This is a genomic window from Sphingomonas sp. OTU376 (assembly GCF_038440415.1).
In the GTDB taxonomy this organism is placed as follows: domain Bacteria; phylum Pseudomonadota; class Alphaproteobacteria; order Sphingomonadales; family Sphingomonadaceae; genus Sphingomonas; species Sphingomonas kyeonggiensis_A.
The window spans coordinates 171,804-193,745 of the sequence record NZ_JASATQ010000002.1; the positions used below are offsets into that span (position 1 = coordinate 171,804).

The following is a 21,942-nucleotide window of genomic DNA, read 5'->3' on the forward strand; positions in this document are numbered from 1 at the left end:
GGCAGGACACTCAGGCCAGCAGGCGCCTCACCATCGGAGCGAGCGAGGCTCGCCATTCCGGCGCGACATAGCCGAACAGCTGGGCAAAGCGCCGACTGTCGAGCCGGGAATTGGAGGGCCGCCGTGCCGGCGTTGGATAGTCGGTGGCGGGGATGCCGCGCACCTCGGCGTCCTTGCCGCCATGCGCGATGCTCATCGCCAGGATCTCGCGCGCGAACTCCGCCCAGTTGGTCTCGCCACCGCCGGCAAGATGATAGATCGCATCGGCGCCGTGCTGCGGGTCCACCGCCCAGCGGTCCGCGATGCGGAACAGCGCATCGGCAATGTCGAAGGCCGAGGTGGGGCATCCCCACTGGTCGTTCACGATCGTGAGCTCGTCGCGCTGCGCGGCGAGGGCCAGGATGGTCTTCACGAAGTTCCGGCCGAAAGGACTATAGACCCAGGCGGTGCGCAGGATCGCGTAGCGGGCGCCCGATGCGGCAACGGCCTGCTCGCCGGCCAGCTTGGTCTCGCCATAGACGTTGATCGGCGAGACCGGATCGGTCTCCAGATAGGGGCGGCCGAGCGTGCCGTCGAAGACATAGTCCGTCGACAGGTGCACGATCCCGACGCCGATTTCCGCGGCAGCCCGGGCCAGCACGCCGGGCGCGGTTCCGTTCACCGCCATGGCAAGCGCCGGCTCGGACTCTGCCTTGTCCACCGAGGTATAGGCGGCAACATTGAAGATCAGGTCCGGCCGCTCGGCTTCGATCACCCGGTGTATCGTGTCGAAATCGGCGAGATCGAGCTCAGGCCGCTGCGCGAAGATGACGTCATGCTGCGACGGCGCCCGCTCGGCCAGGCTTCTGGCGACCTGTCCGTCCCTGCCGGTAACCAGGATCCTCATGCGCCTCCCAGCCGTTCGCCGGCATAGGTTCCCGACCGGATCGGCTCCCACCACCAGCGATTTTCGAGATACCAGTCGATCGTGCGATCGAGACCCGTCTCGAAACTCTCCTGCGGCGTCCAGCCCAGCTCCCGGGCGATCTTCGAAGCATCGATCGCATATCGCCGGTCATGGCCCGGGCGATCGGTCACGAACCGGATGAGCCCCCGGCGCGCGCCGCCTTCGGCCAGCGGGACGCGACGATCCAGCGCGTCGCAGATCGCCTCGACCACCGAGAGGTTGGCCCGTTCCTGATTGCCGCCGATATTGTAGCTCTCGCCGACACGCCCCTGGGTGAGCACAAGCTCGAGCGCCCGCGCGTGGTCCTCGACGAACAGCCAGTCGCGCACATTCTCGCCCTTGCCGTAGACGGGCAATGGCTTGCCCTCGAGCGCATTGAGAATGGTCAGCGGGATCAACTTCTCTGGGAAGTGATAGGGCCCGTAATTGTTCGAGCAGTTGGACAGCACCACCGGCAGCCCATAGGTCTCGTGCCAGGCACGGACGAAATGGTCCGAAGCCGCCTTGGAGGCCGAATAGGGCGAGGAAGGCGCGTAGGACGTCTCCTCGGTGAAGATGCCGCTGTCGAACGGCAGGTCCCCGAACACCTCGTCGGTGGAAACATGGTGGAAGCGGAATCCCGCCCTGGCGTCGCCTTCCAGCCCGCGCCAATATTCCAGAGCGGCGGAAAGCAGCCGGAACGTCCCGACGACATTGGTCTCCACGAACGCCCCGGGGCCATCGATCGAGCGATCGACATGGCTCTCCGCCGCAAGATGCATGATCCCGTCGACCCGCTCCTCGCGCAACAAGCCGAGCAGCAGGGGAACATCGGCGATATCGCCCTGGACGAAACGATGGTTCGCGGCGTTCTCGATGGCCTTCAGCGAGGCCGGATTGCCCGCATAGGTGAGCTTGTCGAGGTTGATGACGCGAAGGCCCTTGCGGACCAGATGGCGCACCACCGCCGAACCGATGAAGCCTGCGCCTCCCGTGACGAGAATGGTCTTCATGCGCGCGCTCCCTCGTAGACGAATGGAGAGTCAAAGGCACTCAGCGGCAATGCCACGCGATCCTTGTCCGACAGCGTCGGCGCGACACCGAGATCGGGCCATTCGATGCCGAGCGCCGGGTCGTTCCAGAGAATGGCCCCCTCATTCTCCCGCGAGTAAGGCGCGCTCACCTTGTACATCACTTCGGCATCCTCGGTGAGCGTCATGAAGCAATGCGCGAAGCCGATGGGAACCAGCAACTGGTTCCACTTCTCCGCCGAAAGCTCGCAGCCGACCCATTTGCCGTAGGTCGGCGAGCCCTTCCGTATATCGACGGCAACGTCGTAGATGCGGCCGCGCAGCACCCGGACAAGCTTGTCCTGGGCAACCGGCGGAAGCTGGAAATGCAGGCCCCGCACCGTCCCCAGGTCGGTCGAAAGGCTGTGATTGTCCTGGACCCAGCTGATGTCGATCCCCTCGGCCTCGAACGCCGAACGCTTGTAGACTTCAGAGAAGAAGCCGCGATGATCGCCATGTTTCGGGGGAATGATCTCGATGACGTCGGGAATGGCCAGCCGATTGAAAACCGTCATATCGTACTCGCCACCCGTCGCTTGAGATAATCGGCATAGCCGGTCTTGCCCAGCATCGCGGCCCGCGCGAGCACCTGCTCCCCGCTCACCCAGCCCAGTTCGAGCGCGATTTCCTCGGGACATGCGATCTTGATGCCGGTGCGGTGCTCGATCGTGCGGACGAACGCGCTGGCTTCCTGCAGGCTGTCATGCGTGCCGGTATCGAGCCAGGCATAGCCGCGGCCCAGCCGGGTGATGTGAAGGTCGCCGCGCTCCATATAAGTGCGGTTGACGTCCGTGATCTCCAGCTCGCCGCGCGCCGACGGCCGCAGCGACCGCGCGATATCCACCACGTCCTGGTCGTAGAAATAGAGGCCGGTCACCGCCCAGTTCGACTTGGGAGCGGCGGGCTTCTCCTCGATGCTGGTCGCCCGCCCATCCGGATCGAACGCGACCACGCCGTAGCGCTCGGGATCATCGACATGATAGGCGAAGACGTTCGCGCCCCCACGCGCCGCCTCTTCCGCCGCGACCCGGCATTTCTCGCCCATCTTGTCGCCATGATAGATGTTGTCGCCCAGGATGAGCGCGCTCGGCTTGCCGTCGATGAAATCGGCACCGATCACGAACGCCTCGGCCAGGCCATTGGGCTCGGGCTGCACGGCATAGTGGAGATTGATCCCGAACGCCGAGCCGTCCCCGAGCAGCGTCTCGAACAGCGGAAGGTCACGCGGCGTGGAGATAATCAGGATATCGCGAATGCCGGCAAGCATAAGCACCGACAAGGGATAGTAGATCATCGGCTTGTCGAACACAGGCAGGAGCTGCTTCGAAATCGCAAGCGTCGCCGGGTAGAGCCGGGTGCCGCTGCCGCCGGCCAGAATAATACCCTTCATTGGCGCGTCATCCCCTAAGGCCCACGCCCGGCGCCTAATCAAGCACCGCATGGCACGCAACCGTTTTGGACCGCGGCCGAACGCTCCGTGCGAGAAATGGGGCGGAAAGCAAAAACACCGGCGGAGCGATCCGCCGGCGTTTCGCTGTTCACTGTGTCGGGAGCTTACTGACCCTCGGGACCACCCGGCTGCGGGCCGCCGGGGCCGGCCGGACCGCCGGGAGCGCCGCCGCCCTGGCCCTGCTGCTGCATCATCTGCTGCATCATCATCTGCTGCAGGACTGCGGCCGGGACGATTTCCTTCACCTCGAGGTCGAACTGCAGGAGCTTGCCGAACAGCGGATGCTGCGGGCCGGCCTTCTCATAGGCGATGTTCGCCGGAATCCAGATGCGCAGCTTCGAGCCCTTGCTCATCATCTTGAGCGCTTCGTCGAAGCCGGGGATCGCGCCACCGACCTGGAGGCGGATATCGCCGGCCGGCTGGAAGACGGTGCCGTCACGCATCGTGCCGACGGTCCACACCGAAACGCCGTCGCCTTCCTGCGCCTTGGCGCCGGAGCCTTCCTTGAGCACCTGATACTGCAGGCCCGAAGCCGTGGTCTGCACGCCGGTCTGCCCCTTGTTCCAGGCGAGGAACTGCGCGTCGCTGCCCTTGGCAGCGACAGGCGCGCGGGTACCGGTCCAGGCCAGCGCCACCGCAACGGCGATCGCCAGCACCACACCGGCCCAGAGCCAGGTCTTGTAGCTGCGCTTGACGGGCTGGAGCGGAACGGCGGTCACGGACATGCGATAGGCTCCAGGCGCGGGTATTCAGACTACCCGTTAGTCAAGAAAGTCACGACGGCCACGCGCGAGGTCCGCGCATGGCCGATTCGCGAAATCAACGGGCGCTGTCGCGCTCCATGCGCTTGCGCTCGAGCTTGCGGGCGCGGCGAACCGCGGCGGCACGCTCGCGAGCACGCTTCTCGCTGGGCTTCTCGTAGTGGCGACGGAGCTTCATCTCGCGATACACGCCCTCACGCTGCAGCTTCTTCTTGAGTGCGCGCAGTGCCTGGTCGACGTTGTTGTCGCGAACGATGATCTGCATAAACCCGTCAGTGCTCCGGTCTAATCAATAGAAAAGGGTTCGCCGGAACACGAGAGTTGCGGCGTAAGGGCGGCCACCTAACAGCGTGAATCCAATTTTACAAGGGCGAACCGGCCCCGCCTCCCCTGTGATGCGGCGAGCCGCACCTCAGGCAGCCGGCTTGCCGGTGCAAAGCCCCAGCCGCTTGCCATAGACGCGCATGCGAATCGCCGCATAGTCGGGCTGCCCCCTGGCGCCGCTCTTCTGGTCGACGGTCACGTCATAGGCGTCCTTGCCCATGGTGCCGGCATAGAGGAGAGTGGTCTTCGCGCCGCTCGCCTGGGTGCACTGGATCTCGACGTCGAGCTTCCCGCCCTTCTGGATGAAGCGCGGGAAGGTGCAGGTGCCGGCGACCTTCTCCAGATTCTCGATGTCGAGCGGCTTGAGGTCGCTCGCCGTCTGGCACTTCACCGCATGGCGCTCCTGCTTGCGCACCGCGGCGAGCTGGTCGGCCTTGTCCGCCCCGTCGGTGAAGTCGGCCGAGATCACCTGCATCCCCGAGTCCCAGGTGCCCGGCTGCATCAGCATCTTCGAATGCGCCGCCTTGGACAGCGCAGCGACTTCCTTCATCGAGCCATTGTGCACTTCGAACTCGCCCGTGGCGGCCGCCTGGCGCTCCGCGGCGGACTGGCAACCGGCAAGCGCAAGGGCGCCGACGAGCAGGATGGCACGCATCTTCAGGAAATCCCTCTCCAAATTCGTGGCGCCACTCAGCCGATATCGCAGCCAAAGACAAGCGCGATTCCTGGCGCCATAGTGGCGCGATGACAGCAGCCGACGCCACCACCCCGCCCCGCCACCGCCTGCGCTCGATCCTGGGCGGATCGGCCGGCAATCTGGTCGAATGGTATGACTGGTATGCCTATGCGGTGCTCGCCAGCTATCTGGCCCCGCACTATTTCCCCAAGGGCGCCGGCCAGGACATCAGCGCCTGGATCGTCTTCGCGATCGGCTTCTTCATGCGCCCGATCGGCGGCTGGCTGATGGGCATCTATGGCGACCGGCGCGGGCGCAAGGCGGGACTGACCCTGTCGGTCACGCTGATGTGCGCCGGCTCGATCATCATCGCGGCAACGCCCAGCTATGGCGAGATCGGCGTGGCGGCCACCGTCGCGCTGGTTACCGCGCGGCTGCTCCAGGGGCTCAGCCTGGGCGGCGAATATGGCGCCAGCGCCACCTATCTTTCGGAAATGGCAGGCAGGAAGCACCGCGGCTTCTTCTCCAGCTTCCAGTACGTCACGCTGATCTCGGGCCAGCTCGTCGCACTGCTCGTGCTGCTGGTGCTCCAGGCCGTGATGAGCGAGGCGGACCTGAAGTCCTGGGGCTGGCGCATCCCGTTCGCCGTGGGCGGCGTGCTGGCGCTCGGCGTATTCTGGCTGCGGCGCCGGCTCGCCGAGACCGAGAGCTTCGCCAAGCGCGAAACGGCCAAGAAATCGAGCGCACTGGCACTGGTCCGCGAGCATCCGCGCGAGGCGGCCGTGGTGATGCTGCTCACCGCCGGCGGCACCCTCGCCTTCTACGCCTATACAATCTACCCGATCGCCTTCCTCAAGAAGACCGCCGGCTTCTCCGATTCAGCGGCGACCCAGGTGAACGCGGCCGCCCTGTTCGTGTTCATGGCGATCCAGCCGCTCGCCGGCGCCCTGTCCGACCGGATCGGGCGCAAGCCGCTGATGATCGCATTCGGCGTGCTCGGCACCCTGCTCAGCTATCCGATCTTCGTCGCGATGGAAGGCGCACGCGACGCGCTCACCGCCTTCCTGCTGATGACCGGGGCGCTGGTGATCGTCACCGGCTACACTTCGATCAACGCCGTGGTGAAGGCCGAGCTCTTCCCCGCCCATATCCGCACCCTGGGCGTCGCCCTGCCCTATGCGCTGGCCAACGCCCTGTTCGGCGGCACCGCGCCCACCGTGGCGCTTTGGTTCAAGCAGGAAGGGTGGGAGCGCGGCTTCTACTGGTATGTCACCGCGATGATCGCCATCTCGCTGGTCACCTATCTGCGCATGCGGGACACTGCGAAACACTCGCAGATCCTCGAGGATTGATGAGCTATTGCTAATCATTAGCGTATCGAACTCGTCGAATTGCTGGCCGGCATCACAGCAAGCGCTTCGTCATGTTGAACTCGTTTCAGCATCCAATGCGCCTCCAGCGATATCGCCCGTGGAGAGTTGGACCCTGAAACAAGTTCAGGGTGACGGCGTGAAGGGCTCGCGGTCCCGACACGCCCGGCCTCCCCGCGAAAGACAAAAGCAGAAATCCCCTTACGGCTTTCCCCGTCCCGCTCCGTCATTATGTTTCCGTGCGTTGCAGCCGTGCAATACCGGCGTTAGGCTCGGCACTTAAACCGATGGGATGCCACTAGCAGCTTTAGCCCCCGCCTTGGACATTGAGACCCGCCTGCTGATCGTCGATGACGATCCCGGAATCCGCGAGCTTACCGCGGCCTTCCTGTCGCAGCATGGCTATGTCGTCGACACCGCATCGGGCGCCACCGAGATGCGCACCCTCACCGCGCGCAACGATTACGACCTGATCGTACTCGACGTGATGATGCCGGGCGAGGACGGCCTTTCGATACTCCGCTCGATGGATCGTGAGACCGGCCCCGCGGTGATCCTCCACTCGGTGATCGGCGAGGATATCGACCGGATCGTCGGGCTGGAAATGGGCGCGGACGATTATGTGCCCAAGCCCGCCAATCCGCGTGAGCTGCTGGCCCGCATCCGCTCGGTGCTGCGCCGCAGCCAGGGCGACCGCAGCGCCGCGCCGGCCGCGATCACCACCCGCGCCTTCATGCGCTTCGCCGGCTGGCGGCTCGATCCCGTGGCACGCCAGCTCTGGGATCCGGACGACGTCATCATCAACCTTAGCGACGGCGAGTTCCGCCTGCTGCTCGCGCTGGTCGAGCGCCCACGCCGGGTGCTGACCCGCGACATGCTGCTCGATCTCTCGCGTGGCCCCAATGCCGAGCATTTCGATCGTGCGATCGACGTGCAGATGAGCCGCCTGCGCAAGAAGCTGGCCCGGCCGGGCTCCGAGGACCTGATCCGCACGATCCGCAACGAAGGCTATATGTTCGTCACCGAAGTGACGACCAAGTAACCCCGTGACGCGGCGCTCGATCACCGTTCCGATCGTATTGCTCGTCATCGCCGCGGCGCTGATCGCGACGACGACGCAGTTCACGATCATGTTCAACGGCCCGCCGCCCGGGCCGGGGCCGCTGCCGCTTGCCCGCGTCGCCGAGGCGCTGCGTACCGGCACGGTCGCCCCCACCGCCCAGGCGCGGATGGCGATCACCCGCACCAGCGAGGACAAGTTCGGCCGCGAGGACGAGCGCCCCTCGCCGGCGCGCGACGCGGCGATCGCCCGGCTGATCGGCGTGCCCGCCGAGCGTGTCCACGGCCTCTACCAGTTCCCCGCGCGCGACCCCGAGCAGGACATGCATGGCAGCTTCACCGTCGCGCTGGAGGACGGCAACGGCTGGATCGTTGCCTCGAGCCTGTTCCGGCCTGCCTTCACCCGCTGGCACCTCGCCAGGCTGCTCGGCATGCTCGGTGTGCTGCTGGTGCTGTCGCTGCTCGCCTGGGGCGTGGCGCGGCGCATTTCCCGCCCAATCCGCGATCTGGCCGGCGCCGCGACACGGGTAAGGCTGGGCGCGCGCCAGCCGATCCCGCACAACGGACCGCGCGAAGTCCATGAACTCGCCCGCGCGCTCGATTCGATGCAGGAGCGCATCCTGGTCGAGGCGGAGAACCGCAGTGCGATGCTGGGCGCGATCGCGCATGACCTGGGCACCCCCCTCTCCCGCATCGCCTTCTGGGTCGAGCAGCTGCCCGACGATGCCCGGCTGCGCGCCGAGGCGGACATCGAAGAGATGCGCGCGATGCTCAAGGCCGCGCTCAGCTTCACCCGCGACGGCCGCGACGGCGCCCCCCACGAGAAGCTCGACCTGGGCAGCCTGGTCGAGAGCCTGGTGGATGACCTCGCCACCGCCGGCAAGCCGGTGAGCGTGGAGCCTGGCCCACGCGCGGTGGTGCGGGGCGATCCCGCGGCGCTGCGCCGCCTGTTCGCCAATCTGATCGAGAATGCGGTGCGTTACGGTGAGCGCGCGCGTCTCGGCTGGAGCCTGGCCGAAGGCAAGGTGGACGTGGTGATCGAGGATGACGGGCGCGGCTTCGATCTCAGCCGGGCCGAGGCGCTGTTCGCGCCCTTCGTGCGCGGGGAGAGCTCGCGCAATCGCGAGACCGGCGGCACCGGCCTCGGCCTCGCGATCGTCCGCACGATCGCCGAAGCGCATGGCGGCGAAGTCACGCTGGAGAATCGCGCCGCCGGCGGCGGACGGGTGCGGGTGCGCCTGCCGGCCTGACTGCAACATGCTGCAACAATCGGCGACGCGGGGAAATCCCCGCGTGTGTCCGGCATGTGACTGAAGCCTCTGACCAAGGAGGCAGAATGGAACATCATGACGAGCACGACCTGGGCCTCGCCCACGACCTGAAGGCAATGACGCAGCTCGCCAGCCGGCGCCGGGCGCTGGGCTGGTTCGCCGGCGCCAGCGGCGCGGCGATGCTCGCGGCATGCGACGGCGGATCGAGCGGTACTGCCAGCAGCACGAGCAGCTCGGGCACCACCACCACCGCAACACCCACCCCCACAGCGTCGGCCACCGCCACGCCGACCCCGACCGCGACCTCCACCAGCAGCACCTGCGTCGTCGACCCCACCGAGACCAACGGCCCCTATCCCGCCGACGGCACCAACACCTCGAGCGGCGCGACATCGAACGTGCTCACCGCCAGCAACGTGGTGCGCAGCGACATTCGCTCCTCGTTCGTCGGCAGCTCGACCACGACGGCGGCGGGCGTGCAGGTCACGCTCACCCTCACCCTGGTCAATGTGAACGCCGCCTGCGCCCCGCTGGCCGGCTATGCCATTTATATCTGGCACTGCGACCGCGACGGGAAATACTCGCTCTACGACCTCCCGGCCGAGAGCTACCTCCGCGGCGTCGGCGTGACCGACAGCAACGGCCAGGTGACCTTCACCACCATCTTCCCGGGCTGCTATTCGGGCCGCTGGCCGCACATCCATTTCGAGGTGTTCTCGAGCCTGGCCAACGCCACCGGCGGACGCTACGCCACGCTGATTTCGCAGCTCGCCATGCCGAGCGCCGCGTGCAGCACGGTCTACAACAACGCCACCGGCTATTCGACGAGCATCCGCAACTTCGCGAGCGTCAGCATCAACAGCGACAATGTGTTCGGCGACAATACCAGCGCCCAGATCGCCCAGCAGACCCCGGTGATGAGCGGCAGCGTCGCGGCGGGCTATACCGCCACCGCCGTGATCGGCATCGCACGCTGAACTCGGCCAGGCATCCCCAGTCGCCCTGAACCTGTTTCAGGGTGACAAAGGGGGCCTTCGACAGCCCCCTTCAAGCCGCTTTAGAGTATCATCCCGCCGCCGCCGCGGATCGCGAGCACGCGGCCGATCGAATCGAACAGCGCGTCCATCGCCACCGGCTTGAACAGCACGTCGTCGGCGCCCACCGCGAGGCAGCGCTCGCGCAGGTCCACCGCCGTATCCGCAGTGACCACGATGATCGGCAGCTCGCCCTTCTCGTCGCCGCGCGCGCGGATGCGCTCGATCGTCTCGAACCCGTCCATCCCCGGCATGCGCAGGTCGACCAGGATCACGTCGAAGCTCTCGGCATCGAGCATCGCCAGGCCTTCCTCGGCCCAGCTGGCCTCGGCCATGGTGGCCCCCGCAACGTCGAGCATGTCCTTCACGACCCGACGGTTCATCGGATCGTCCTCAATGAAGAGGATGTTCATGCCCGCCCGCCCGTGGCGACCGGTTTCCTCGAGATACGCGCGACCATTTCTGTCATGTCAGGTGTGCTATCGCCCTAAGCCGCCCGAGATACAAGCGGGTCCCCATCCCTCTTGTCGGAATTTTCTTCCGTCGGCGGAATGATAGCATCAATCAGGCTCGCGCCGGTAATGGGTTTTTCCAGTATTTTGCCGTCACTTGCCGCAATCAGCTCAGCCACGGTCTCCGCATCGGGCTTGAGCCAGAGAATGGTGTGGGAAACGCTTCCATCCGCCGCCCGCAGCGCGGTGAGCGCCTGGACGGGACCGTCGGCCTCGGCCTTGAGCGTGGCTTCGTCGGCGAGCAGGTGACCGACCCCGCCCTCCTCAAGCATCGGCAGCGCCTCGCCGACATTCGCCGCGAAGCGCAGCCGGGCGACGCGCGGCTCGAGCAGGGTGCGCAGCATCGAGCGGGCGATGGGGTTGCGATCGAGCACCACCAGGTCGATCCCGGTGCTGCTTTCGGCCGTCGCGGCAGTCTCCGGCGCCTCGGCGGGAACCAGCGGCAGATCGACGACAAAGCGCGATCCCTTGCCGTCCTCGCTCTCCACCATGATGTCGCCGCCCAGCGCGCGCGCCAGGTTGCGGCAGATGGCCAGGCCCAGCCCGGTGCCGCCGAAGCGGCGCGTGGTGCTGGTATCGACCTGGCGGAAGCTCTCGAAGATCTCCTCGAATTTCTCGCGCGGGATGCCGATGCCGCTGTCCTCGATCGCCAGCTTGAGGCGGCGGGCATCGCCCTCCCCCTCGGCCACGGCACGCAGCGTCACGCCGCCCTTCTCGGTGAACTTGATCGCGTTGGAGAGCAGGTTGAACACCACCTGGCGCAGGCGGGTGGCGTCGCTGACGATCCAGTGCGGCGCATGGCTGAGCTCGAGCTTGAAATTCAGCCCCTTGGCGCGCGCCTGCTCCTCCCAGAGCTTGGTGACGTCCCGGAGCGTGGCGCACAGGTCCATCGGCGACGCCTCGACGCTGAGGTTGCCCGTCTCCATCTTGGCCACGTCGAGAATGTCGTCGACCAGCGTGCGCATCGTCACGCCGGCGCTGTGGACGATGCCGATCCGGTCGCGCGTCTGCGCTTCCAGCTTCGGGTCGGACAGCATCACCTGGGTCATGCCCAGGATGCCGTTCAGCGGCGTGCGGATTTCGTGGCTGGTCGTTGCCAGGAACTCGGTCTTGGCCTTGAGCGCCTTCTCCAGCGCGACATTGGTCTCGCCGAGCACGATGTTGGCGGCGCGCACCTTGTTGCGGCTCCGACGAATGGTGACGAGGCCCCAGCCCAGCGCGCCCATGACGATTACCGTCGCGCCGCCGATCAGCAGGAACATCGTCAGCTGGGTACGCGCGCGGTTCTCGGCCTCGCGGTTCTGCAGCGTCAGGATGTCGTTCTGCTGCTTGGCGTACTGGAACTGTGCCGCCATCAGCGCCGCGCTGGTCGTCGTCGCCACCTTTGAGGCTTCGTCGCCCAGCCGCTTCGCCGCCTCGAGATGGATCAGCGCCTCGCGGGTATCCCCGGCTCGGCTGAAGACCTGATAGGCGTACATATGGTCACCGCGGAACTCGACCGTCGTCTTCGCGATGTCGAAGCCCGCAAAGGCCTCGCGGATCAGACGCACCGCCCGTTCGGTGTTGCCCCGCTCCAGCTCGAGCGCCGCCGCGGTCGACAGGAGGTGCCGGCGCAGGAAATCGGCATCGACGCCCTTCAGCAGCTCGAACCCGCGCGAGATCAGCCGGCCGGCGACATCGAAGCGCTTCAGCTCGATCTGGCTGCGCGCATAGTTGCTGAGGATACGCGCCTCGAGCACGGGCTGGTCCATCTCGCGCGCGATGCGCAGCGCATCCTCATATTCCCGCCCCGCCTCGACGTTGCGGTCCATCGTGAGCAGCACGTTGCCACGATTGTTGTGCAGCGACAGCGAGAGCACCGGATCGCCGTCATACAGGTCGGCGGCCTGGCGGTAATATTGCTCGGCCCGGCCATTGTCGTTGGCCGAGCTGTAGAGCGATGCGATGTTCTGCAGCGCGATCGCCTGGCTACGCAGCTCCTTGACGTCGCCGAAGATGCGGAACGCGTTCTGGTAGCTGTCGAGCGCGCGCACCGCCTGGTCGCGCGCCATGAAGAAGGTACCCTGCGACATCAGCAGGTCGCCGCGCAGCTTGATCGGCTCCGGGATCGTCTCGATCAGCTTCAGCCCTTCGACGATCAGCGGCTGTGCCTGGGCGGGCTCGTCATTGCGCAAGCGCGCTTCGGCGGCGAGCCAGCGCGCGGTTGCCTGGGCGAGCATGGACTGGCGCGCATCGGGCAGCTGCCGGGCAAGCTTGTCGATCGCGTCGGCGTGGCGCAACGCCTCGGCCTGATCGCTCATCATGCTGCCCTTGGCCGCCTGGATCTCGGCCTGGATCGCAGGGGTGAATTCATTCGCCGGCTTGGCCGGTGCCTGGGCGAGCGCGGGGACAGCCGTCAGCAGCGCGAGGAACGTCAGGAAAGCGTGAAGGCGCACGCGCATCAGGCGCGCTTCCAGAAGCTCTCGGGCCGGACGAACGACTGAAGCTGGCCGTTCGCAGTGTCGAGATGGCCGTCGTCCGCAAGGAACTTGCGGAACGCATCGAGCCCGAGCGGGCGGGAAATCAGGAAGCCCTGCACCATGTCGCAGCCCATCACGCTGAGCAGCGCCAGCGCCGACGGTGTCTCCACGCCCTCGGCGGTGACTTCCATCTCCAGCGCATGGGCCAGGTCGATCGTCGAGCGGACGATCAGCGGATCGCGATTGCTGCTGGTCAGCTGCATCACGAACATCTTGTCGATCTTGAGCTCGCGCGCCGGCAGCTTCTTGAGATAGGCGAGCGAGGACAGGCCCGCGCCATAATCGTCGATGGCAAGCGTCACGCCGCTGTCGGCGAAGAACTGCAGGTGGCGGATCGCGCTTTCCGGATCGCGGATCACCGCGGTTTCGGTGATCTCGAAGCCGAGCTTGGCGTCGGTGCTCGCCAGCATCTCGCAGACTTCGTTCACGAAGGCGGGGTCGGCCAGGAGCTGGCCGGAGATATTGACGAAGAGCAGCAGGTCGAAGCCGTCTTCGCGCAGCTTGCGCTGGTCCTCGATCACCTGGCGCAGCGTCCACAGCGTCAGCTTGGAGATTTCGCCTGCCTGCTCGGCGACGGAGATGAAGTCGCCCGGCAGGATCAGCCCGCGCGTCGGATGCTGCCAGCGGACCAGCGCCTCGGCGCTGGCGATCTCCTGGCGGCGGACATGCACCTTGGGCTGGTACTGGAGGAACATCTCGCCATTGGCGATCGCGCGCGGCAGTTCGCGCATCAGGGTCAGCTTGTCGAACGCCAGGTCCGCCCGCGACAGGTCGAGCATCACCACCCGGCCATCGACACGCGCCTGCTCGAGCGCGGATTCGGCGGCCTCGGAGAGGAGCACCTCGTCGTCCTCGACCGTGGGCGCGGCGGCGACGCCGATATGCATCTGGAGCTGGTGCGGCTCGCCGTCGATGTCGAGCGTGGTCAGGAACGCCTTGTAGATCCGGTCCATATCGTCGGCGGCGACTTCGGGGGATTCGCGCTCGAACGCGATCTCCACGACCGCGCGGCCGGCGGCGGAAATTCGAACGTCGGGAATCAGCGAAGAGATTCGCCGCGCGACGTCCAGAACCAGCGAATCGGCCCTCGCGCGGCCGATATGGCGGCGCAGCGAAGCAAAATTCGCAATTTCACAAAGTCCGAGAACGCTCCAGTAACGCCCCTCGACGTGGCGATCGTTACTTGCCCGGTGCAGTTCGCGCTTGCCCGGCGCCTGGCGGCTGCGCGGGCGTGCGCGGATATCCATCGCGGCGTCCTGCGAAGCTCGCACTTGCACAAATTCCCTCGTGATTTCCGTATTTTCCACGGACCTCACGACTGCGCTCGAGATAGCGCTGGCCTGGTTAGCCAAGGGCTCTTTGCGTGCCGACATGCCCCGACGGTCTAGCCCGAGACCATTGAAGGAACCGTTAAATCCCGGGCGCTTCGGCATTTTCGATCACGCCAACTCCGCAGAAATCCGGATTGATTCATCGTTAAGCAGTCTTTAACCACGTGAATCGCGCACATGTGCGCACCGATGGGAGACTAAAAATGTTCGCGTTCTTTGAACTTATGTTCCGTGACGGTGCGAGCGGTAACGACATCCGCCCGTTCTAACCGGAACACTCATCCGGGCCGGCGGTGAAGCGACCTCCTGTGAGGCCGTGCTGACCGGCCCGGACGACAACGGAAGACAAAACCAAAAATGGCGGCCTTGGGCCGCCTTTTTTGTTGCCCGCGCCCTTCTCGCGCACGGCACCGGAGAAGCGGTTTGATCCAGCCCCTTGCCCCGGGCGCTGGCGTCGCTATCTGCGCAGCATAGTTTCTTCCCAAGGGGATCCACGTTGCGCATCGCTATGATCGGCACGGGCTATGTCGGCCTGGTTTCCGGCGCCTGTTTCTCGGACTTCGGCCATGACGTCGTCTGCGTCGACAAGGACGCACGCAAGATCGAGCTGCTTCACCAGGGCGTGATGCCGATCTACGAGCCGGGGCTCGACGCGCTGGTCGCCTCGAATGTGAAGGCCGGCCGCCTCTCCTTCACCACCGATCTGGCCGAAGGCGTCAAGGATGCCGATGCGATCTTCATCGCGGTCGGCACGCCCAGCCGCCGTGGCGATGGCCATGCCGATCTCAGCTATGTCTTCGCCGCCGCGCGCGAGATCGCCGAGAACCTGACCAAGGGCAGCGTGATCGTGACCAAGTCGACCGTGCCGGTCGGCACCGGCGACGAAGTCGAGCGTATCCTGGCCGAGGTCGCACCGAATATCGGCGCGAAGGTCGTCTCCAACCCCGAATTCCTGCGCGAAGGCGCCGCGATCGAGGACTTCAAGCGCCCGGACCGCGTCGTCGTCGGCACCGATGACGAGGGTGCGCGCGAAGTGATGCGCGCCATCTATCGCCCGCTCTCGCTCAACCAGTCGGCGCCGATCCTGTTCACCGGCCGCCGCACCAGCGAGCTGATCAAGTATGCGGCGAACGCCTTCCTGGCGGTGAAGATCACCTTCATCAACGAGATCGCCGATCTGTGCGAGGAAGTCGGCGCCGACGTGCAGGAAGTCGCGCGCGGTATCGGCATGGACAACCGCATCGGCGGCAAGTTCCTCCATGCCGGGCCAGGCTATGGCGGCTCGTGCTTCCCCAAGGACACGCTGGCGCTGCTCAAGACCGCCGGCGACAACGAGACCCCGCTGCGCATCGTCGAGGCGACCGTGCAGGTCAACGACGCCCGCAAGCGCGCTATGGGCCGCAAGGTCATCAAGGCGATGGGCGGCGATATTCGCGGTAAGACGGTCGGCCTGCTCGGCCTCACCTTCAAGCCGAACACCGACGACATGCGCGACGCGCCCAGCCTGTCGATCGTCGCGGCGCTGGAAGATGCCGGCGCCACGGTGAAGGCCTATGATCCGGAAGGCTTCGAGCAGGCCCGCCCGCTGCTGCCGAACGTCGAGTTCAGCGACAGCGCCTATGCCGCCGCGGACGGCGCCGATGCGCTGGTGATCGTCACCGAATGGGATGCATTCCGCGCGCTCGACCTTGGGCGGATCAAGTCGCTGCTCAAGGCGCCGCTTCTCGTCGACCTGCGCAACGTCTATCCGGCCGCGGAGGCCGAGCGTGCCGGGCTGACCCTGGTCGGCGTCGGCAAGCCGAAGCGCGGCTGATCCCGGCCGGACGGGGGGAGTAGATCGATGAAGGCCAGCCTGCTGCAGATGACGAGCGGGATCGATCCGGCCGCCAATGCGCGCACCATTTCCGATGGGGTTGCGCAGGCGGCGGCTGCCGGCAGCGCGATGCTGTTCACCCCCGAAATGTCCGGCCTGCTCGACGGCAATCGCGAGCGCGCCCGGGGCCATGTCGTGCCGGAAGACCAGGATCTGGTCCTCGCCGCCACGCGCGAGGCTGCCGCGAAGCACGGCATCTGGGTCCATCTCGGCTCGCTCGCGGTGAAGGGCGAGGGCGACAAGTTCCTCAACCGCGGCTTCGTCATCGACGATACCGGCGCGATCCGGGCGAGCTATGACAAGCTCCATCTGTTCGACGTCGATCTCGCCACCGGCGAGAGCTGGCGCGAGTCCAACACCTATCAGCGCGGCGAGCGGGCGATCCTGGTCGATACGCCGATCGGCCGGCTCGGCCTGGCGATCTGCTACGACATGCGCTTCCCGGACCTGTTCCGCGCGCTGAGCGACGCCGGCGCCACCGCCCTCGCCGTCCCCGCCGCCTTCACCCGCCCGACCGGCCAGGCGCATTGGCACGTGCTGCTGCGCGCCCGCGCGATTGAAGCCGAAGCCTTTCTCATCGCCGCCGCGCAGACCGGTGAGCATGCGGACGGCCGCGCCACCTATGGCCATTCGCTGGTGATCGATCCCTGGGGCGAGGTGCTGCTCGACATGGGCGAGCAAGCCGGGCTTGGCACCGCCGAGATCGATCTTGCGCGCATCGAGGACGCCCGTTCGCGCATCCCGGTGCTCCGCCACCGCCGCCCCATTCCTCCCGTCGAGACCTTCGCATGAGCACCAAGACCGAGAACACCAAGGTGTCGGCACCGATCGAGGACCGGCAGCAGCTGATCGACTATTTCGCCGGCGGCGAGAAGCCGAAGGAGCGCTGGCGGATCGGCACCGAGCACGAGAAGTTCGTGTTCGCGAAGAGCGACTTCCACGCCCCCAGCTACACCGAGCAGGGCGGCATCCGCGACCTGCTCGACGGGCTCACCGCCTATGGCTGGAAGCCCGTGCTCGAAGGCGACAACGTCATCGCCCTGTCCGGCCCCGACGGCACCGTCAGCCTCGAGCCCGCCGGCCAGCTCGAGCTCTCCGGCGCCCCGCTCGAGAACCTCCACGAGACCTGCAACGAGACCGGCCGCCACCTTGAGCAGGTCAAGCAGGTCGGCGAGCGGCTCGGGATCAACTATCTCGGCCTCGGCATGTGGCCCGACAAGACCCGCGCCGAGCTGCCGATCATGCCCAAGGGCCGCTACGAGATCATGCTGCGCCACATGCCGCGCGTCGGCAATCTCGGGCTCGACATGATGCTGCGCACCTGCACGATCCAGGTGAACCTCGACTATGCCTCCGAGGCGGACATGGCGCAGAAGTTCCGCGTCGGCCTCGCGCTTCAGCCGCTGGCGACCGCGCTCTTCGCCAACTCGCCCTTCACCGAGGGCAAGCCCAACGGCTTCCTCTCGTTCCGCTCGAACATCTGGTCGGACACCGATCCCGCGCGCACCGGCATGCTGCCCTTCGTGTTCGAGGACGGCTTCGGCTATGAGCGCTACGCCGAATACGCGCTCGATGTGCCGATGTACTTCGTCTACCGCGACGGCAAATATATCGACGCCGCCGGCCAGAGCTTCCGCGACTTCCTCAAGGGCGAGCTGCCCGCCTATCCCGGCCACAAGCCGACGATCGACGACTGGGCCGACCACCTCTCCACCGCCTTCCCCGAAGTCCGCCTCAAGACCTTCCTCGAGATGCGCGGCGCCGATGGCGGCCGCTGGGGCCGGATCTGCGCGCTGCCGGCGCTGTGGGTCGGCCTGCTCTACGACCAGGGCGCACTCGATGCCGCCTGGGACCTGGTGAAGGGCTGGTCGATGGAGGAACGCGAGACGCTGCGCAGCTCGGTGCCCAGGCTCGCCCTCGACGCCCCGCTGCCCGGCGGCGGCAAGCTCCGCGACATCGCCGGCGAAGTCCTCGACATCGCCGCCGCGGGCCTCAACGCCCGCGCGCGCTTCAACGCCTCGGGCGACAACGAGTCCGGCTTCCTCGATCCGCTGCGCGAAGTGGTCCGCACCGGCAAGGTGCCGGCGCAGGTCCTGCTCGATCGCTTCAACGGCGATTGGGGCGGCGACATCCGCCGCGTCTATGAGGAAGCGCGGTTCTAGCCTCCCCGACCCGGGGGAGCACCGCCGGGAAGGCTAGTCCCTTGCCGAAGCGATATCCGCTCGACTTCGCGCAGCCGTCCGTCGATCGCGGCGACTTCGTCGTCGTCCCCCTTGCGGATGGCCGCAACGATCAGGTCGATCAGCTGCTGCGGGGCCGCGTCCCCGAAGCGCAGGAGCAACTCCTCGCCCGAGAGCACCGCGACGTCCCGAAGCACCATCCGCCCGCACTGGCCGATCTTTGGGGCGGATTCGGCCTTTCCACGCTTCACGCTCGCCATCATCGCTTCGTCTCACTGAACCGCCGCCAAGCCTGCTCCCGGCCCCGAAACCCGGAAATTGGTAAATTTACGTATTACCGTCCCCGGCACCCGAAAGGCGCCGACGGACCTTGCCCAGCCATATCTGTGGATTATGCCCCCCTGCGGGTTCGGCATGGCAAGGCCGGGCATCGCTGCTGTTAGGGAGCAACCATGGCCTTTTTCCTGGGGATAGACGCAGGCGGCAGCCATTGCCGCAGCCGGCTGGTTGACGAACACGGGACGATCCTCGGCACCGGGGAGAGCGGCCCCGCCAATACCCGTATCGGGATCGAGCGGCTCCACGCTGTGCTGAGCGAGGTCGTCCAGCAGGCGATCTCCGCCGCCGGGCTCGACCAGGGCCAGGCCGCGACGATCCGCGCCGGCATGGGCATCGCCGGCATCACCCGCACCGGCATGCGCGAGCAGCTCGCCGCTCTGCCCTTCCCCTTTGCCGACATCATCTTCGCCACCGATGCCGCGATCGCCAATCTCGGCGCGCATGCCGGGGCCGAAGGCGCCACGCTGATCATCGGCACCGGCAGCATCGCCGAGGTCCGCGTCGGCACCACCAGCTTCGCGATCGGCGGGTATGGCTTCCCGATCTCGGACGAGGGCAGCGGTGCCGCGCTCGGCCTCAGCGCTATGCGCCACGCGCTTCGCGCCCTCGACGGCCGCAGCGAAGTCACCGCGCTCAGCCACGCCGTCACTGCCGGCTTCGGGCACGACACCGCCCGCGCCGTTGCCTGGATGGATGCCGCGACCCCGAAGGACTATGCCGCCTTCGCCCCGCTCGTCATGGACTATGCCGAGAATAACGACGCGATCGCCCGCTCGATCGTCGAGGATGCCGCCCAGCATATCGAGCGCTTCATCGAGACGATCTTCGCCCGCGGCGCCGTCCGCTGCGCGCTTGCCGGCGGCCTCGCGATGCGGATCAAGCCCTGGCTGCGCGCCCGCACCGTCGCCCGGCTGACCGACGCCATCGCCGATCCGCTCGACGGTGCGCTGCTTCTCGCCGGCCTGTCCGCCTCTGTCCTCCCGACCCGGAAGCCGCATGTCGACTGAAGCCACCGACCCCCGCTATCGCGAACTCGATCGCTGGCCCACCGAGGCCGCCGTCGAGGCGATGCTCGAGGCCCAGCTCGCCGCGATCGCCGCGCTCAAGGCCCAGACCGCCCCGATCGCCGCCGCGATCGATGCCGCCGCCGAGCGGCTGCGCAGCGGCGGCCGCATCGCCTATGCCGGCGCCGGCACTTCGGGCCGGATCGGCGTGCAGGACGGGGTCGAGCTCACCCCCACCTTCAACTGGCCGTTCGAGCGGCTCGCCTTCCTCATCGCCGGCGGCCCCGCCGCGCTCACCCGCACCCAGGAAGGCGCCGAGGACAGCCGCGAAGCCGCGATCCAGGCCGTGGCCGCCGAAGCGCTCGGCCCCGATGACGTGCTGATCGGTGTCGCCGCCAGCGGCCGCACCCCCTATGTCATCGCCGCGCTCGAAGCCGCCCGCGCCGCCGGCAGCCTAACCATCGGCGTCTCCAACAATCCCGACACCCCGGTCCTCGCCGCCGCCGAGCATGCGATCCTCGCCGACACCGGCAGCGAAGTCGTCGCCGGCTCCACCCGGATGAAGGCCGGCACCGCGCAGAAGGTTACGCTCAACCTGATCTCCACCGGGATCATGCTGCGCCTCGGGCTCGTTCACCACGGGCTGATGGTCAACATGCAGGTGTCGAACGCCAAGCTGCGCACCCGCGCGATCCGCATGGTCGCCACCCTCGCCGGCACGAGCGAGACCGTGGCCGAGGCCGCGCTCGACGCCGGGCGCCTCAACATCAAGCGCGCCGTGCTGATCGCCCGCGGTCTCGACGCCGCGGAGGCCGAGACCCTGCTCGCCGCCACCAAAGGCAGCCTCGGCGCGGCGCTGGACACGCTCGCGTGAAAGCCCTGGTCAACGGCCGCATGCTGCTGGCCGAAGGCTGGCGCGACGATGCCTGTGTGGTGATCGAGAGCGAGCGGATCGCCGCGATCCTGCCCGAGCCGCCCGCCGGTGCCGAGCAGGTCGATCTTGCCGGCCACACCCTGATCCCCGGCTTCATCGATACCCAGGTCAATGGCGGCGGCGGCCGGCTGTTCAACGACGATCCGAGCGTCGAGACCCTGCGCATCATCGCCGGGACCCATCGCCGCTACGGCACGACCGGCCTGCTCCCTACCCTGATCAGCGACGATCTCTCGGTGATCGAGGCCGCCATCCAGGCGGTCGATGCCGCGATCGAAGCGGGTGTGCCCGGCATCCTCGGCATCCATATCGAGGGACCGTTCCTCAACCCGGTGCGCCGCGGCATCCATAGCGAGAGCAAGATCCAGCCGCTGCAGGACGGGTTCCTCGCGCTGCTCGAATCCGCCCGCCACGGCAGGACGCTCGTCACCCTCGCGCCCGAGGCCGCCACGCCCGATCAGGTCGCCCGGCTGGTCGCCGCCGGGGTGATCGTCTCGGCCGGCCATTCGGACGCCCCCTATGAGACGGTCCGCGCCGCGCTCGACAATGGCGCCACTGGCTTCACCCATATCTTCAACGCGATGTCGCCGCTCACCAGCCGCGCGCCCGGCATGGTCGGCGCCGCGCTCGAGGCACCGGACGCATATGCCGGCATCATCGCCGATGGCCACCACCTCCACCCCGCCACGCTGCGCGTCGCGCTCCGCGCCAAGGGGCCCGACCATCTGATGCTGGTCACCGACGCGATGCCCAGCGTCGGCAGCGACGAGGACCATTTCCTGATCCACGGCCGCGAGATCCACCGCGACGGCGACCGCCTGGTCGGCGCCGACGGCACGCTGGCCGGCTCCACCCTCACCATGGCCGGCGCGGTGAAGGGGATGATGGAACAGGGCCGCGTCCCGCTGGAAGTCGCTTCCCGCATGGCCTCGGCCACCCCGGCGGCCTTCCTCGGCCTGGCCGGCCAGCTCGGCCACATCGCCCCGGGCTACCGCGCGGACCTGGTGCTGCTCGACGATACCCTGGACGTGCAGCGCAGCTGGATTTCCGGCCTCTCCAGCTAGCGCTCACCGCTGGACCTATCCGCTCCCCGGGGGGGGGGGGGGGGGGGGGGGGGGGGGGGGGGGGGGGGGGGGGGGGGGGGGGGGGGGGGGGGGGGGGGGGGGGGGGGGGGGGGGGGGGGGGGGGGGGGGGGATATATAAACAGGCGCGGGGGGGGGGGGGGGGGGGGGCCGGCCGCGCCCCCCCCCCCCCCCCCCACGCCGAGCCCTACCAGCACGCCCACCCCTACCCCGACGGCCACGCCGACG

21 protein-coding genes are annotated in these 21,942 nt (G+C 67.4%); 10 read left to right on the forward strand and 11 right to left on the reverse strand.

Annotated features, from left to right (window positions below):
* Positions 1-10: 10 nt before the first annotated feature.
* From rfbD to AAHM44_RS01955, 7 genes are all read right to left on the reverse strand, one after another.
* Positions 11-886 (reverse strand): dTDP-4-dehydrorhamnose reductase, encoded by an 876-nt coding sequence (gene rfbD / locus AAHM44_RS01925; protein WP_342248831.1) that lies wholly within the window; start codon positions 884-886, stop codon positions 11-13.
* Entirely contained in the window at positions 883-1,938 is a 1,056-nt protein-coding gene (gene rfbB, locus AAHM44_RS01930) for a dTDP-glucose 4,6-dehydratase (protein ID WP_342248832.1), read from the reverse strand. Before rfbB ends, rfbD begins: the two co-directional genes overlap by 4 nt.
* Positions 1,935-2,510, reverse strand: coding sequence for a dTDP-4-dehydrorhamnose 3,5-epimerase (gene rfbC, locus AAHM44_RS01935; RefSeq protein ID WP_342248833.1), 576 nt, complete (start codon positions 2,508-2,510; stop codon positions 1,935-1,937). Before rfbC ends, rfbB begins: the two co-directional genes overlap by 4 nt.
* Positions 2,507-3,385, reverse strand: a complete 879-nt coding sequence (rfbA, locus tag AAHM44_RS01940) for a glucose-1-phosphate thymidylyltransferase RfbA (protein WP_269574574.1) — start codon at positions 3,383-3,385, stop codon at positions 2,507-2,509. The genes rfbC and rfbA overlap by 4 nt, the downstream gene beginning before the upstream one ends.
* Before the next feature lie 164 nt (positions 3,386-3,549).
* A complete protein-coding gene (locus tag AAHM44_RS01945) occupies positions 3,550-4,170 on the reverse strand; it encodes an FKBP-type peptidyl-prolyl cis-trans isomerase (RefSeq protein WP_342248834.1) in 621 nt (206 codons plus the stop codon).
* Positions 4,171-4,264: 94 nt separating this feature from the next.
* The gene (rpsU, locus tag AAHM44_RS01950; RefSeq protein WP_010545388.1) at positions 4,265-4,471 is read right to left on the reverse strand and encodes a 30S ribosomal protein S21; all 207 of its coding nucleotides are present in this window, start codon (positions 4,469-4,471) and stop codon (positions 4,265-4,267) included.
* Between the two features lie 147 nt (positions 4,472-4,618).
* Positions 4,619-5,185 carry a DUF3617 domain-containing protein gene (locus tag AAHM44_RS01955; RefSeq protein ID WP_269574572.1) on the reverse strand — a complete coding sequence of 189 codons (567 nt, stop codon included), beginning with the start codon at positions 5,183-5,185 and terminating at the stop codon, positions 4,619-4,621.
* 89 nt (positions 5,186-5,274) lie between these two features.
* On the opposite strand from AAHM44_RS01955, the gene AAHM44_RS01960 reads away from it, so the two are divergent.
* From AAHM44_RS01960 to AAHM44_RS01975, 4 genes are all read left to right on the forward strand, one after another.
* The gene (locus AAHM44_RS01960) at positions 5,275-6,558 is read left to right on the forward strand and encodes an MFS transporter (protein ID WP_269574571.1); all 1,284 of its coding nucleotides are present in this window, start codon (positions 5,275-5,277) and stop codon (positions 6,556-6,558) included.
* A gap of 310 nt (positions 6,559-6,868) precedes the next feature.
* Complete coding sequence (locus AAHM44_RS01965; RefSeq protein ID WP_342248835.1) at positions 6,869-7,618, forward strand: response regulator transcription factor; 750 nt, start codon at positions 6,869-6,871, stop codon at positions 7,616-7,618.
* A 4-nt stretch (positions 7,619-7,622) separates the two neighbouring features.
* Positions 7,623-8,885, forward strand: a complete 1,263-nt coding sequence (locus tag AAHM44_RS01970; protein ID WP_269574569.1) for an ATP-binding protein — start codon at positions 7,623-7,625, stop codon at positions 8,883-8,885.
* Positions 8,886-8,971: 86 nt separating this feature from the next.
* Positions 8,972-9,883 (forward strand): dioxygenase family protein, encoded by a 912-nt coding sequence (locus tag AAHM44_RS01975; RefSeq protein ID WP_269574568.1) that lies wholly within the window; start codon positions 8,972-8,974, stop codon positions 9,881-9,883.
* 80 nt (positions 9,884-9,963) lie between these two features.
* Here AAHM44_RS01975 and AAHM44_RS01980 read toward each other — a convergent pair whose 3' ends face one another.
* The 3 genes from AAHM44_RS01980 to AAHM44_RS01990 all read right to left on the reverse strand — a co-directional run bounded on the left by AAHM44_RS01980 (position 9,964) and on the right by AAHM44_RS01990 (position 14,242).
* Entirely contained in the window at positions 9,964-10,353 is a 390-nt protein-coding gene (locus AAHM44_RS01980; protein ID WP_184168197.1) for a response regulator, read from the reverse strand.
* A gap of 74 nt (positions 10,354-10,427) precedes the next feature.
* Positions 10,428-12,893 carry a tetratricopeptide repeat-containing sensor histidine kinase gene (locus tag AAHM44_RS01985; protein ID WP_342248836.1) on the reverse strand — a complete coding sequence of 822 codons (2,466 nt, stop codon included), beginning with the start codon at positions 12,891-12,893 and terminating at the stop codon, positions 10,428-10,430.
* Positions 12,893-14,242 carry a GGDEF domain-containing phosphodiesterase gene (locus AAHM44_RS01990; protein WP_269574566.1) on the reverse strand — a complete coding sequence of 450 codons (1,350 nt, stop codon included), beginning with the start codon at positions 14,240-14,242 and terminating at the stop codon, positions 12,893-12,895. The genes AAHM44_RS01985 and AAHM44_RS01990 overlap by 1 nt, the downstream gene beginning before the upstream one ends.
* 556 nt (positions 14,243-14,798) lie before the next feature.
* Between AAHM44_RS01990 and AAHM44_RS01995 the strand changes: the two genes are divergently transcribed.
* Genes AAHM44_RS01995 through AAHM44_RS02005 form a run of 3 tightly spaced genes read left to right on the forward strand, consistent with a single transcriptional unit; the run spans position 14,799 to position 18,337 of the window.
* Entirely contained in the window at positions 14,799-16,115 is a 1,317-nt protein-coding gene (locus AAHM44_RS01995) for a UDP-glucose dehydrogenase family protein (protein WP_269574565.1), read from the forward strand.
* Positions 16,116-16,142: 27 nt separating this feature from the next.
* A complete protein-coding gene (locus AAHM44_RS02000) occupies positions 16,143-16,967 on the forward strand; it encodes a carbon-nitrogen hydrolase family protein (RefSeq protein WP_269574564.1) in 825 nt (274 codons plus the stop codon).
* Complete coding sequence (locus AAHM44_RS02005; RefSeq protein ID WP_342248837.1) at positions 16,964-18,337, forward strand: glutamate--cysteine ligase; 1,374 nt, start codon at positions 16,964-16,966, stop codon at positions 18,335-18,337. The genes AAHM44_RS02000 and AAHM44_RS02005 overlap by 4 nt, the downstream gene beginning before the upstream one ends.
* Here AAHM44_RS02005 and AAHM44_RS02010 read toward each other — a convergent pair.
* Entirely contained in the window at positions 18,334-18,606 is a 273-nt protein-coding gene (locus AAHM44_RS02010) for a hypothetical protein (RefSeq protein ID WP_269574562.1), read from the reverse strand. The two genes, AAHM44_RS02005 and AAHM44_RS02010, sit on opposite strands and share 4 nt — an antisense overlap.
* Positions 18,607-18,807: 201 nt before the next feature.
* On the opposite strand from AAHM44_RS02010, the gene AAHM44_RS02015 reads away from it, so the two are divergent.
* Genes AAHM44_RS02015 through nagA form a run of 3 tightly spaced genes read left to right on the forward strand, consistent with a single transcriptional unit; the run spans position 18,808 to position 21,696 of the window.
* Entirely contained in the window at positions 18,808-19,701 is an 894-nt protein-coding gene (locus AAHM44_RS02015) for a BadF/BadG/BcrA/BcrD ATPase family protein (protein ID WP_269574561.1), read from the forward strand.
* Positions 19,691-20,572, forward strand: coding sequence for an N-acetylmuramic acid 6-phosphate etherase (locus tag AAHM44_RS02020; RefSeq protein ID WP_342248838.1), 882 nt, complete (start codon positions 19,691-19,693; stop codon positions 20,570-20,572). Before AAHM44_RS02015 ends, AAHM44_RS02020 begins: the two co-directional genes overlap by 11 nt.
* A complete protein-coding gene (gene nagA / locus AAHM44_RS02025) occupies positions 20,569-21,696 on the forward strand; it encodes an N-acetylglucosamine-6-phosphate deacetylase (protein ID WP_342248839.1) in 1,128 nt (375 codons plus the stop codon). The genes AAHM44_RS02020 and nagA overlap by 4 nt, the downstream gene beginning before the upstream one ends.
* Positions 21,697-21,942 lie beyond the last annotated feature (246 nt).